General features: G+C 69.6%; 16 protein-coding genes. 13 read left to right on the forward strand and 3 right to left on the reverse strand.

Features of this window, described 5'->3' with window-relative positions; genetic code table 11:
* Positions 1-79 precede the first annotated feature (79 nt).
* The 4 genes from AB0L64_RS18950 to AB0L64_RS18965 all read left to right on the forward strand — a co-directional run bounded on the left by AB0L64_RS18950 (position 80) and on the right by AB0L64_RS18965 (position 2,686).
* Positions 80-367, forward strand: coding sequence for a DUF1905 domain-containing protein (locus AB0L64_RS18950; RefSeq protein ID WP_363711615.1), 288 nt, complete (start codon positions 80-82; stop codon positions 365-367).
* A 174-nt stretch (positions 368-541) separates the two neighbouring features.
* A complete protein-coding gene (locus AB0L64_RS18955) occupies positions 542-862 on the forward strand; it encodes a hypothetical protein (RefSeq protein ID WP_355697712.1) in 321 nt (106 codons plus the stop codon).
* 41 nt (positions 863-903) lie between these two features.
* Positions 904-2,016 (forward strand): epoxide hydrolase family protein, encoded by a 1,113-nt coding sequence (locus AB0L64_RS18960; RefSeq protein ID WP_363711617.1) that lies wholly within the window; start codon positions 904-906, stop codon positions 2,014-2,016.
* Between the two features lie 43 nt (positions 2,017-2,059).
* Entirely contained in the window at positions 2,060-2,686 is a 627-nt protein-coding gene (locus tag AB0L64_RS18965; protein WP_363711619.1) for a DUF2461 domain-containing protein, read from the forward strand.
* Between the two features lie 9 nt (positions 2,687-2,695).
* Here the strand turns inward: AB0L64_RS18965 and AB0L64_RS18970 are convergent, their stop codons facing one another.
* The gene (locus tag AB0L64_RS18970; protein ID WP_363711621.1) at positions 2,696-3,568 is read right to left on the reverse strand and encodes a helix-turn-helix transcriptional regulator; all 873 of its coding nucleotides are present in this window, start codon (positions 3,566-3,568) and stop codon (positions 2,696-2,698) included.
* Positions 3,569-4,015: 447 nt separating this feature from the next.
* Here AB0L64_RS18970 and AB0L64_RS18975 point away from each other — a divergent pair, with 447 nt between their 5' ends.
* Positions 4,016-4,210, forward strand: coding sequence for a hypothetical protein (locus AB0L64_RS18975; protein ID WP_363711623.1), 195 nt, complete (start codon positions 4,016-4,018; stop codon positions 4,208-4,210).
* On the forward strand, positions 4,207-4,425 hold the full coding sequence (locus AB0L64_RS18980) for a hypothetical protein (RefSeq protein ID WP_355697703.1): 219 nt from the start codon (positions 4,207-4,209) through the stop codon (positions 4,423-4,425). The genes AB0L64_RS18975 and AB0L64_RS18980 overlap by 4 nt, the downstream gene beginning before the upstream one ends.
* 238 nt (positions 4,426-4,663) lie before the next feature.
* Here AB0L64_RS18980 and AB0L64_RS18985 read toward each other — a convergent pair whose 3' ends face one another.
* On the reverse strand, positions 4,664-4,897 hold the full coding sequence (locus tag AB0L64_RS18985; protein WP_363711625.1) for a DUF397 domain-containing protein: 234 nt from the start codon (positions 4,895-4,897) through the stop codon (positions 4,664-4,666).
* A gap of 254 nt (positions 4,898-5,151) precedes the next feature.
* Here AB0L64_RS18985 and AB0L64_RS18990 point away from each other — a divergent pair, with 254 nt between their 5' ends.
* The 3 genes from AB0L64_RS18990 (at position 5,152) to AB0L64_RS19000 (ending at position 8,090) form a co-directional block, all read left to right on the forward strand.
* Positions 5,152-5,973: a SigB/SigF/SigG family RNA polymerase sigma factor gene (locus tag AB0L64_RS18990; protein ID WP_355697701.1), complete on the forward strand. Its 822-nt coding sequence runs from the start codon at positions 5,152-5,154 to the stop codon at positions 5,971-5,973.
* 196 nt (positions 5,974-6,169) lie between these two features.
* A complete protein-coding gene (locus AB0L64_RS18995) occupies positions 6,170-6,907 on the forward strand; it encodes a hypothetical protein (RefSeq protein WP_363711627.1) in 738 nt (245 codons plus the stop codon).
* Positions 6,908-6,986: 79 nt separating this feature from the next.
* Positions 6,987-8,090: a geranylgeranyl reductase family protein gene (locus AB0L64_RS19000; RefSeq protein ID WP_363711628.1), complete on the forward strand. Its 1,104-nt coding sequence runs from the start codon at positions 6,987-6,989 to the stop codon at positions 8,088-8,090.
* On the opposite strand, the gene AB0L64_RS19005 is transcribed toward AB0L64_RS19000, so the two are convergent.
* Positions 8,034-8,873 carry a helix-turn-helix domain-containing protein gene (locus AB0L64_RS19005; protein ID WP_363711630.1) on the reverse strand — a complete coding sequence of 280 codons (840 nt, stop codon included), beginning with the start codon at positions 8,871-8,873 and terminating at the stop codon, positions 8,034-8,036. The two genes, AB0L64_RS19000 and AB0L64_RS19005, sit on opposite strands and share 57 nt — an antisense overlap.
* A 154-nt stretch (positions 8,874-9,027) precedes the next feature.
* On the opposite strand from AB0L64_RS19005, the gene AB0L64_RS19010 reads away from it, so the two are divergent.
* The 4 genes from AB0L64_RS19010 to AB0L64_RS19025 all read left to right on the forward strand — a co-directional run bounded on the left by AB0L64_RS19010 (position 9,028) and on the right by AB0L64_RS19025 (position 12,195).
* On the forward strand, positions 9,028-9,891 hold the full coding sequence (locus AB0L64_RS19010) for an ABC transporter ATP-binding protein (protein WP_363711632.1): 864 nt from the start codon (positions 9,028-9,030) through the stop codon (positions 9,889-9,891).
* A complete protein-coding gene (locus AB0L64_RS19015; RefSeq protein WP_363711634.1) occupies positions 9,888-10,712 on the forward strand; it encodes an ABC transporter permease in 825 nt (274 codons plus the stop codon). Before AB0L64_RS19010 ends, AB0L64_RS19015 begins: the two co-directional genes overlap by 4 nt.
* 7 nt (positions 10,713-10,719) lie before the next feature.
* Positions 10,720-11,721 (forward strand): zinc-dependent alcohol dehydrogenase family protein, encoded by a 1,002-nt coding sequence (locus AB0L64_RS19020; RefSeq protein ID WP_363711636.1) that lies wholly within the window; start codon positions 10,720-10,722, stop codon positions 11,719-11,721.
* Between the two features lie 210 nt (positions 11,722-11,931).
* Positions 11,932-12,195 carry a hypothetical protein gene (locus AB0L64_RS19025; protein ID WP_363711637.1) on the forward strand — a complete coding sequence of 88 codons (264 nt, stop codon included), beginning with the start codon at positions 11,932-11,934 and terminating at the stop codon, positions 12,193-12,195.
* The last annotated feature ends 85 nt before the right edge of the window (positions 12,196-12,280 follow it).

Genomic DNA, 12,280 nt, shown 5'->3' on the forward strand with positions numbered 1-12,280 from the left:
CGCTGCCCAGAATAAGTTGGCCGCGGATGTCGAAACCGCGTCCGCAGTCTCTACCCAGGGGTGTAGAGAGGAGCTCACGATGAGCAAGAAGACCGGAAAGCTGGACAAGACCTTCACCGCGCCGCTGCTGAAGAGCGACGCCAAGGGCGGCTGGACCTACGTGCAGATGCCGGACTCGGCCGCGTACTTCGGGACGCGCGGACTGGTCAAGGTGCGCGGCACGATGGACGGCCATCCGTTCGAGAGTTCGTTCATGGCGCTCGGTGACGGTACGCACAAACTGCCCGTCAGGGGCGAGCTGCGAACCCTGCTCGGCAAGCAGCCCGGAGACGATATCACCGTTCATTTGGAGGAACGTCTCGGTTGAGAGTCACCGTCGTTTGATCTGAGATCACTGTCACAACCGGTCATGTCCTGAGTAAGGACTGTGTGAAGAATCAGTCCTGACCGGCTGCTCGGGTGGGTCGATCGCGGGCCGGACCGTACCGTCGAACCTGGGTGGTCCGACGAAGGCAGGAGTGAACGAGGTGCAACGGGGCTCATGGGGCACGCCGTCGGCATGCCCGCGATCAGCGGAGCCGGTCTCACCGTGATTTCGCTGAACAAGATTCTCGGCGTGGCCGGCCTGGTGCTGCTGGTCGGCGGCGCGCTGCTCGGATTCCGGTCGGTGTCGGCGAGCGGGGCAGACTGCGGTTCGGCCTTCCGGCCGGCCGGCGGGATCACGCCGATGGCCTGCGACAACGCGCTCAGCGGCGCCAGCACGCTGACCACGGTCGTGATCAGCGCCGGCGTGCTCTGCCTGATCGGCGCCGTCGCGATCAAGGTCGTCCACGACCGCGCGCAGGAGAAGGTCAGCGCCTGAAACCAGGTGCGAACCCGCCCCTGGTGCGTCAGGGTGCCGGGGTGACGATCGAACCGTTCCGGCTGGACGTGCCGGAGAGCGACCTGGACGACCTGCGGCACCGACTCGACCTGGTGCGCTGGCCGTCGGAGCTTCCGGGCGCCGGCTGGTCGCGCGGCGTACCGCTGGAGTATCTGCGGGACCTGGCCGGCTACTGGCGGGACGGGTACGACTGGCGGGCCGCTGAGGCGCGGCTGAACGAGTGGCCGCAGTACACCACCGTCATCGACGGGGCACTCGTGCACTTCGCGCATCTCCGCTCGTCGTCGCCCGGCGCGATCCCGCTCGTGCTGACCCATGGCTGGCCGGGCTCCGTCGTCGAGTTCACCTCCGTCGCACCGTTGCTGAGCGACTTCCACCTGATCCTCCCGACCATCCCGGGCTTCACGCTGTCCGGCCCGACCCGCGAGCCCGGGTGGGAGTTCACGCGGGTCGCGCGCGCGTGGACCGAGCTGATGACGCGGCTCGGATACCAGCGGTACGGCGTCCAGGGCGGCGACTGGGGCGCGGCGATCTCCCGCGAGGTCGGGCGGATCGATCCGGAACGGGTGCTCGGCGTACACCTCAACCTGATCCCCGGCGCGGGCGCCACGTCCGAGCCGACGCCGGCGGAGCTCGCGCCGCTGGACGCCGCCGAGCGCGAGCGCACGTGGGCGTCGTGGCGGCGGCAGCAGGAGTTCGCGTCCGAGCAGCAGGGGTACGCCGACCTGCAGTCGACCCGGCCGCAGACGCTGGCGTACGCGCTGACCGATTCGCCGGTCGGGCAGCTGGCCTGGATCGCGGAGAAGTTCGCGACCTGGTCGGACGTCCCGATCGACCGGGATCTGCTGCTCACCAACGTGATGCTCTACTGGCTGACCAGGACGGCGGGCTCGGCCGGCGCGATCTACTACGAGCGCGCGCATGCGGCGTACTGGGGTCGACCGCCCGAGCCGTCCCGGACCCCGACCGCGCTGCTCGACCTCGCCCACGAGAACTTCATCCCGCTCCGGCACAAGGTCGCCGGCACCGACAACGTCGTCCGCTGGACCAGCCATCCGCGGGGCGGCCACTTCGCGGCGCTCGAGGTGCCCGAGCTGCTGGCCGCCGACGTCCGCGCCTTCTTCAGGGCTTGAGCCTGCCGTCGGTCCGATCGGGTGGGAGAACTATCGTGACAGCATGAGTTTTACCGGGTTTCCGGCTGCGGCGCTGGACTTCTACGACGATCTCGAGATGGACAACACCAAGACCTTCTGGACGGAGCACAAGCACGTCTACGAGGAGTCGGTCCGGGCGCCGATGGCCGCGCTGCTGGCCGAGCTCGAGGAGGAGTTCGGTACGGCGAAACTCTTCCGCCCGTACCGTGACGTCCGCTTCGCCAAGGACAAGACGCCGTACAAGACCCACCAGGGCGCCTTCATCGACGTCGCGCCGTCCACCGGGTGGTACGTACAGGTCTCCGCACCCGGCGTCCGGGTCGCGGCCGGCTTCTACGAGGCGTCGTCGGAGCGCCTGGCCCGGGTCCGCACCGCGATCGACGACGACCGCCGCGGGAAGCAGCTGGAGAAGCTGCTCGCCAGACTGACGAAGGCCGGCTGGACGGTCGGCGGGGACAAGCTCAAGACCCGCCCTCGCGGCTACGACCCCGAGCACCCCCGGATCGATCTGCTCCGCCACAAGTCCCTGACGGTCGGCAAGAGCTACGGCTTCGAACCCGTCATCCACACCGCCGACCTGGCCGACCGGATCCGGTCCGACTGGCGAGCCACCAAACCCCTGATCACCTGGCTGACCGACAACACCTGATCGGCGAGGTCAGGACTCGAAGTCCTTCTTGATGTTGGTGAGGATGTCACGGGTCCTGTTCGGCGGCGGGGCCGCGACGCAGAGGGCTTCCATGGTGGCCGTGTACTGATCGAGGTCCTCGAGCTTGTCCAGGTACAGGGCGCTGCTGAGGTGCTCGATGTAGACCATGTCCGGGAGGTCCTGCTCCGGGAACCGCAGGATGCTGTACGCGCCGCCGGTGGCCGCGTGGCCGCCGACGTTGAACGGCATCACCTGGAGCGTGACATTCGGGTACTGCGACGCGTCGATCAGGTGGTCGAGCTGCTGGACCATCGCCTTCACGCCGCCGATCGGCCGGCGCAGCACCGCCTCGTCGACGACTGCCCAGATCCGCACCGGGTCCGGACGGGTCAGGACGCTCTGCCGGCCGGTCCGCAGCGCGACCCGGCGCTCGACCTCCTCGGCCGGGATCAGTCCGCGGCCGAGCTGGATGACCGCGCGGATGTAGTCGGGGGTCTGCAGCAGACCCGGGACGAACTGCAGCTCGTAGACACGGATCAGCTGGGCCGCGGCCTCGAGGTCCAGGTAGGAGTGGAACCAGCTCGGCAGCACGTCGCCGTACCGGTGCCACCAGCCGGGGTTGTTCGCCTCCCGGGTGAGCGCGAGGAGGCGCTCGCGCTCTTCCTCGTCGTCGACGCCGTACAGCGTCAGAAGGTCGCGGACGTCGCGCTCCTTGAGGCCGACGCGGCCGAGCTCCATCCTGCTGACCTTGGACTCCGACGACCGGATCTCCCACCCCGCGTCGGATCTGCTGATCCCTGCTGCCACCCGCATCCGGCGTAGATGCCCGCCGAGAATGATGCGCAGCGCGGTCGGTCCGCTCTGCGCGCCCGACTCGGTCACACCCACCTCCCAGCGGCCCCAGCGGTCTCCATCGGCAACCTCACCCGCAGACGCACATCATCGCACGCCGGAGCGCTGATCTGCCGAAGTTCTTACAAAAGAGCGGCGATTCCGGATCGGCGATCACGGAGTGTAAGCCTAGCTGATGAATGGTTCGCCTCTTTTGTTAGTACATACTAGCGGTCCGACGCGCCGTCGAACACCGTTCGGCGACGGCTGCTCCGGCCTCGTTGAGGCGCAAACAGGCCCAATCTGGTCTCGAAATGGAAAACGTGCGGATGCACGTGCATCGGGCGCTTGCATTCGTCGCGTGCCGACGCCATGATTGCTTCATGCACAGAAGGTGAGCTGGATCTCGCGAAAAGTGACATCGCGTGAACCGGCAGGCCGGTCCTACAGAGCGCCGACGGCCCCCCGTTGGCATGACTGGTTGGGGAACCCGAGTCGATGAACGACGACGACAGTGAGGTTGTGGAGCAGACCGCCGCGATGGCCGGCAGCCGTGCGCCCGAGGAGCTGACGGAGCGGGAGATCCAGGACCTGGTCGCGCGTTGCCCCGAGCAACAGCGCTGGGCCTTCGAGGGCTGGTTGCGCGGCGTCCGCCACCTCGACGGCGACCCGATCGTGAGCCTGGCTCCATGACCACCGACAGAGCAGCAGGAGGACGGAAGATGGTGCGGATCTGGCTGGGTGATCACCTGATCGCCGAGTACGTCGCCGAGCCGGACCGCGCGTCGCGGTACCAGCGGGTGATGACGCCGAAGTTCACCGGATTGCGAATCACCGTTGACAATGCGGCGACCGGGAAGGCCTCCGAGCTGCCGAGCGAGCAGCTCTGGCCGCTCACCGTTCAGTAAGTCCGTACCCGCCCCTCGGGCACGCCAGGACCGACTCTCGCCGGAGAGTCGGTCCTGGCGTTTTTTGTGCGTCGTCACGCCACTGCGCGGAGCCCGTCCGGGCCCGTAGATCTCCGGGCACAGAAAAGGGCCCCTTCGTCACTCGCCTGGCGAAGGGGCCCTTGCTTCTGTGGTGCCCTGTACTTCTCTGTACTGCTCTTGTGCTGCTCTTGTGCTGCTCAGTGGTGCCGGGTCCTGCTCAGATCAGGTAGCCGAACTCGCCATCCTGAACGCCACCGAGGAACGCCTCGATCTCTGCCTTCGTGAACACCAGCGCCGGGCCGTCGGTGAAGCGCGAGTTGCGCACCGCCACACCGCCGTCCGGGAGCTTCGCTACCTCGACACAGTTGCCGTTCGGGCCGCTGCGCTGGCTCTTGCGCCAGATCAGCTCACTGTTCGAGTCGCCGGGCATGCCGTTGTAGATCGCAGTCATCAGCTGCACCTTCCGTACGTCCTTGGCATATGCACGTGCATTTGGCCTTGCATTTGCATCGTACACGGTTTGGGCTCACGTGTCCGCTTCCTTACTTCCTGTGATCGCGGGAGCGTGAAACGAGCGTTCGATCGCCGATTCGGTCGCCAAAGGTGACTGTTTGGACCCGCCGCACCTGGGTACGACTGTGTTTGCAGGCATGACCGTGGTTCAGCGAAGTGCCACGCCGTGACGACAGTCGCGAGGTCATACCAATGGTCATCAACACCATCGAGCGGGAATCCACCCGCAGCGGAGCGCCCACGGATCGGGCCGCCCGCGAAGCAGCTACCCGGGAACTGATGGAACGGCGAGCTGCCAGCACCGACGAGGTCGAGCGTCAGGAGATTCTCGAACAGGTCGTCGAGCTCAACCTCGAAATGGCCAAGGGCATCGCGCGCCGCTTCCGCGGCCGGGGCGCCGAGGCCGACGACCTGGAGCAGGTCGCGTATCTCGGGCTGGTGAAAGCCGCCCACCACTACCGGCTGGAGGCCGACACCCCGTTCATCGGGTTCGCGATCCCCACCATCCGCGGTGAGGTCAAGCGGTACTTCCGCGACTGCGCCTGGACGGTGCGGATCCCACGCCGGCTACAGGAGATGCAAGGCACGATCGCGAACAAGCTGCCGGAGCTGGAGCAGCAGCTGAACCGCGAACCCACCCCGGCCGAACTGGCCGATCACCTCGAGGTCGAGGTCACCGAGGTCGAGCAGGCACTCGCGGCGCGCGGGTGCTTCAACGTCCTCTCGCTGGACCGGCCCGCCGAGGCCGACGCCGAGCTCACGCTCGCCGACGTGGTCGCCGACGACGAGGACGCGAGCATCGACCAGCTGGAAACGGTCGAGATGCTGCAGCCGGTGCTCGCCGATCTCGGCGAACGGGACCGCCGCATCCTGCAGCTGCGGTTCGTCGAGGGCTGGACGCAGTCCGAGATCGGCGAGGACATCGGCGTCAGCCAGATGCAGGTCTCGCGGGTCCTTCGCCGGATCCTCGACGACCTCCGCAAGAAGCTGACTCCGCTCCAGGCCGCCGCCTAGCTGTCGGTCGCGGGTCGCAGTACAACTCAAGGTTCCGCCGGTCCGTCGTCGACGAAAACTGCGACGGACCGGCGTCACCTCTTTTTCGTCCACACCTCGCCGGCGACTCGCTGGGCGCTGAGTCTCACCGACGGTGCCGGGTACCTGCACAATGGGTGGAAGACGAGGGGATGAGTCGTTGCGGTTGGCCTTGCGGATGTTCAGGACCGTGCCCGCGGACGCGGTCGCGGTGCTGCGCGCGTATCCGCCGATGGTGGTGTGCTTCGCGGCCGCACTGACCGGCACCGCGCTGGTGTTCGACGTCTTCTACCTGGTCGCGAGTCCGGGGCTGACGCTCGCACTTGTCTATACAGTGCCGGTGCTGGCCGGATTGATCGCCGGACTGGTCGCGGCGGCCGACGACGTCGGGCTGGAGCGACGTGTCGTGCTCCGTACCGTCGGCGTGGCCGTTGCCTTCGGCATCACCAACGCGATCGTCGTCGCGATGATCGCGGCGATGGCCCGGACCGACCCGTCGAACTGGGCGGCCGGCGGCGAGGCGGTGCTGTTCGCCGGGTGCACGGTGTTCGCGGTCGCGCTCTCGATCGTTGCCTGCCGCAAGCTGATCGATGTGCTCGGCATCGAGATGAGGACCCGGCTCCCGCATCGCCGTCCGCCCCGCAGCCCGCTCGCCGCGCCCGGGGTCGCCGCCGTCAGGCCGCGAGTGAGCAAGGAGTCGGCCGCCCGCGCCAAGCCGGCCCCGCCGGTCGGGCCGCCCGCGGCCGTCGACGAGGAGGAGACCATCCCGGTCTTCGTCCCGCCGCCGCCGAAGATCGTCGACCTCGACGAGGCCCGCCCGGTCTCAGGCTCCGGCCCCGTCGGATCGCACACTCCGCGCGCCCGCCGTACGACCGTGCGGCGCGTCAGCAAACCAGGCCGCCGCCCGGGAACCTAGGCCGTATCTGGTGTCTCAGGCCGGGCCGCGGACGGTGCCCGGAGCTGCGAGACTGGGGCCCGACCAGGGGAGGGTGTCTGTGTGGGATCTGGTGGTTGTCGGAGCCGGGCCGGCGGGGGCCGCGGCCGCGCTCGGGGCGTTGGCGGCGGATCCGAGCTTGTCGGTGCTGCTGCTCGACCGGCACGAGTTCCCACGGGACAAGGCCTGCGGTGACGGCATCGCGCCGCACGTCCTCGACCTGCTGGCCGGTGTCGGCGTCACCGGCATCCTCGACGACTGGACCCCGGTACGGCGCTTCGTGCTGAACCGGGGTGCTGTGGGGGTGGACCGCGAGCTGTCCCGGCCGACCTGGGTGGTCCCGCGCACCGTCTTCGACCAGCGGCTCGTCGAGGCCGCGCGAAAGGCCGGCGCGCAGTTCGTCCGCCGCCGGGTCCGCGGCCTCGCGATCCGGCCCGGGTCGGTCGGCGTCGACGACCTGGAGGCCCGCTTCGTGGTCGGGGCCGACGGCGCGCATTCCGTCGTACGGCGGGAGCTCGGCCTGAAGTCGGGCCCGGTGGCGCTCGCGATCCGCGGCTACGCGCCGACCCCGCCGGCGCGGGCCGCGAGCCAGGTGATTGCGTATGGCCCCGGCCGGCAACCGTCGTACGCGTGGTCCTTCGACCGCGGCGACGGGTGGTCGAACGTCGGGTACGGCGAACTTCTGGCCGGCACCCGGCCGACCCGGACCGACCTGCTGAACCACCTGGAGAAGCTGCTGCCGGGAGCGACCGACGGCGGGGAGTCGTGGTGGGGCCACCACCTGCCGCTCGCCGGCTGGACGTGGCGGCCGCACCGCGGACCGGTGCTGCTCGCCGGGGACGCGGCCGGGCTGATCAACCCGATGACAGGGGAGGGCATCTACTACGCGGTCGCGACCGGTCTGCTCGCCGGCCGCGCGATCGCCGACGCCCTCCGAGCAGGCAGCCCCGACGCGGGTACGCCGTACCGCCGCCGCACGTCCCGCCTGCTGTCCCGGCACCTGCGCGACACCGCAGTGGTCGCCCAGCTCAGCCGTTCGGACCGGATCCTCGACGCCGGGATCCGGGCCGCCGCGGCCGACCAGCACGTCTTCGACGATCTCGTCGAGCTAGGCCTCGCGGACGGCGGCCTGACCCGCCGCCTGCTCCGAACCATCCTGCCCTGACGCCTTGAGCGCATAAGTAGCAGCATCGACGACCCGCTCGACCGGCCAGCCGAGCTGCCTCGCCACGTCCGGCGCGCGATCGTCCTGCCACAGGACGGCGAGGACCGCCAGACAGTCCTGGAAGCCGGCGCCGCCCGACATGTCCTCACCGAGCCGCTCGAAGAACTCCGCCATCTGCAGCAACCGAACACCCGCGGGACTGTCGCGACCGAGCAGCTCGACGCCCTCGGCCGCGGTCTCCGCCCAGTTGTGGTTGGTTCGGGCGCTCACCTCCCACGCCTTCAGCCACACGTCGTCGGCGATCACGTAATGCTGCAGCCGGCGCATCGGGTCGGGCTCGCGATGCACCATCCCGACCCGCTCGAGATAGCCGATCGCCTTCGAGATCGACGCCGGGCTGACCTTCAGCGCGCGGACCAGGTCGGCCGCCGTCAGCGTGCGGGAGTCGGAGGTGTAGAGCAGCGCGAGCACGCGCGACGCCATCCGTGGCAGCCCGCCGTCGACCATCATCGCCGCGAACCGCTCGACGTACGCCTGCCGTGGCTCGACGGGCCGGACGACGTCCACCGTCGCGGTGGGCCTGCGCCGCCGGGCCCGGGACGCGGTGGCGTGGTGCGCGTGGTCGGCCCGGTATCCACGCGGGCCGCCGTTGCGGGCGACCTCCCGGCTGACGGTAGACGTCGGCCGGCGCAGCTGCCGCGCGATCTCGGCGTACCCGAGACCGTCGGCCAGGCCCGCCGCGATCTCCAGCCGGTCCTGGTGACTCAGCCTGCCTCCGGGCATCGGCATCCTCCGCGCATTCACTGTCATCTCATTGCAACGGATTGCGTTCTCTCGCAATCTCATTGCACAGAATGCCATGATTCACAGGGTTTCTCGACCGCAGAGCGTCAAAGCATGATTGCCGATCTGATGAACGCAACGTAGCTTCCACGGCATGGTGCTGACAGTGGACGGCCTGCGGATGCGCTACGGCGATCGCGAGATCCTGCAGGACGTGACGTTCGACGCCCGGCCCGGCGAGGTGCTGGCGCTGCTGGGGCCGAACGGCGCGGGGAAGAGTACGACGATCGAGATCCTCGAGGGCTTCCGGCTCCGGTCGGCGGGGCGGGTCGAGGTGCTCGGCGTCGATCCGGCCGCGGCCGACGAGCGCTGGCGGGCGCGGATCGGTATCGTGCTGCAGTCCTGGCGCGACCACGGCAACTGGCGGGTGCGCGAGCTGCTGCACCACCTCGGCACGTACTACGCGCCGTACGCGACACCGGCCGCGCCGCGCCCGTGGCCGGCCGATGAGCTGCTCGCCGCCGTCGGCCTGACCGCTGCCGCGGGGCAGAAGGTCAGGACGCTGTCCGGCGGGCAGCGGCGGCGGCTCGACGTCGCGATCGGGATCGTTGGCCGCCCCGACGTCCTGTTCCTCGACGAGCCCACGACCGGCTTCGATCCGCAGGCCCGCGCGGAGTTCCACGACCTGGTCCGCCGGCTCGCCGCCGGGCAGGGGACGACGGTCCTGCTCACCACGCACGACCTCGACGAGGCGAGCAAACTCGCGCAGCGCATCGTCGTCCTGGCCGGCGGACGCATCATCGCGTCCGGCACGACCGCGCAGCTCACCGAGCTGATCGCGGGGGAGGACGAGGTCCGCTGGTCGGTCGACGGCCGGCCGTTCCGCGAGTCGACGCCCGACGCGACCGCCTTCGTCCGCGCCCTGTTCACCAGGTACGGCGACGCGGTCGGCGACCTCGAAGTACGCCGCGCCTCCCTCGAAGACACCTATCTCACCCTCGTCCGGGAGCAAGCATGAAGACCGGCTGGCAGCGGGGGCTGATCGAGCTGCGGCAGTCCTTCACCAACGGGCCCGAGCTGTTCAGCCATTTCCTCTGGCCGGTCCTGATGCTGGCCGCACTGTTCTTCCTCCGGCATCGCGACTTCGGATCCACCGGGTTCCTGCTCGGCGCCCTCGCCCTGCCGAGCATCCTCGGGATGAACGCCGCGATGGGCATGGTCAGCATGAGTCAGCAGCTCACCGCCGACCGCGAGGACGGCACGTTGCTGCGGGCGAAGGCCATCCCGAACGGCATGGTCTGCTACCTCGTCGGAAAGGTCGTCTCGGTCGCGGGCGGGCTGCTCGTGGACCTGACGATCCTGCTGATTCCGGGGCTGCTTCTCATCGATGGGCTGGCGCTCGGATCGGCGCACTGGTTCACGCTCGGCTGGGTTCTGGTGCTCGGCCTGGTCGCGACGCTGCCGATCGGCGCGATCCTCGGCTCGGTCTTCACCACCGCCCGGTCCCAAGGTCTGATCCAGTTGCCGATGCTCGCGCTGATCGCCGTGTCGGGCATCTTCTACCCGCTCACCGCGCTGCCCGGCTGGCTCGCAGAGATCGGCCAGCTCACCCCGGTGTACTGGATGGGCCTGGGGATGCGTTCCGCGCTCCTGCCGGACGAAGCGGTTGTCGTCGAGGTCGGTGAGTCGTGGCGGCACCTGGAAACGGCAGCTGTGCTCGGCCTCTGGGCTGTCGCCGGATTGCTGCTCGCTCCCGTCGTCCTGCGGCGGATGGCGCGCCGGGAGTCCGGCTCCAAGGTCGCCGAACGTCGCGAGCGCGCGCTCCAGCGCGTCGCATGATGGACGTATGGACCAGATGCAGGCGTGGGCAGTGGATCGTCCCGGACCGATCGACGGCGGTCCGCTGAAGCAGGTCCGCCGTACCGTCCCGGAGCCCGGCGCCGGTGAGGTCCTGGTGAAGGTGGAGGCGTGCGGGATCTGCCGGACGGACCTGCATCTGACCGAGGGCGACCTCGAACCGAAGCGCCCCGGCGTCGTTCCGGGCCATCAGGTCGTTGGCACCGTCGTCGGGCAGGGCGGTCGCTTCGCGGCGGGGGACCGTGTCGGGATCGCCTGGTTGCGCGGGACCTGCGGCGTGTGCGAGTTCTGCCGGCAAGGCGCCGAGAACCTCTGCCCGCGGTCGACGTACACGGGCTGGGACGCGGACGGGGGCTTCGCGGAGTACGCCGTGGTGCCCGAGGACTACGCGTACGCGCTGCCGGCCGACCGGCCCGCGGCGGAACTCGCGCCGTGGCTGTGTGCCGGGATCATCGGCTACCGCTCGTTGCTCCGGGCGAACCTCCCGCCCGGCGGCCGGCTCGGCATCTACGGCTTCGGGTCGAGCGCCCACCTCACCGCGCAGCTCGCGCTGGCCCAGGGCGCCGAGCTGTTCGTGATGACCCGCGGCAAGCGGAACCGCGCCCTGGCCAAGGAGCTCGGCGCCGCCTTCGTCGGCGAGACTGCCGATCGGCCGCCGGTGCCGCTGGACTCGGCGATCGTGTTCGCCCCGGCCGGCGATGTCGTCCCGTACGCGCTCGAGGCGCTGAAGCCGGGCGGGACCGCGGCGGTCGCCGGCATCTACCTGTCCGACGTACCGGTGCTGAACTACGAGCGGTACCTGTTCCACGAGCGCGACCTGCGCAGCGTCACCTCCAACACGCGTCGTGACGGCGAGGAACTGTTCCGCCTGATCGCCCGGCTGCCGGTGACGGCGCACACGACCGTTGTCCCGTTCGGCACCGTCGACGGGGCGCTCGCCGACGTCGCCCACGGCCGCGCGAGCGGGTCCCTGGTCACCGTCCTGGATTAGCTGAACCGCTGCGGGCCGGAGAGCGTTAGAACTGGGTGAAGATTTCCACCAGCGGGCGCCGCCCGGCTTCAAGGGTGCCTGCTAGCTGCGTTAGATTTGATCAAATCTCACCGACCTGCCAGGGAGCGTGCGCGTGCGTATGTTGGAGCTGACCCGCCGTCCGCGGTCGGTCCCGGCTGCCGTACGCCTCTCGTCCGGAGAGGGCGGCCGGTGCTGAGCAAGGTCCTCGGCGCGGTAGGTGCGGTCCTGCTGATCGTCGGGGTGGTGCTCGCCGTCCGGCCGGTGCACGCCGGCGGGGACGCCTGCGGATCGGTCTTCCAGCCCGACAAGGGCATCACGCCGATGCAGTGCGACGCCCGGCTGAGCAGCCGCGGCACCCTGGTCGCCGGCTTCGGCGCCGGCGGCGTCGCCCTGGCGGTCACCGCCATCTCGCTCGCCGCGATCCGCGACCGCCGCACCCGCGTCACCTCCTGACCCCTCTCTTTGAGCCCTCACCAACCGTTTCGCAGGCTGGAAAATGGTTGGTGGGGGCTCAAAGTCGGTCGTGCGACGGCACGCT

Origin of the sequence: Kribbella sp. NPDC051936, assembly GCF_040680955.1 — a bacterium.
Taxonomy (GTDB): domain Bacteria; phylum Actinomycetota; class Actinomycetes; order Propionibacteriales; family Kribbellaceae; genus Kribbella.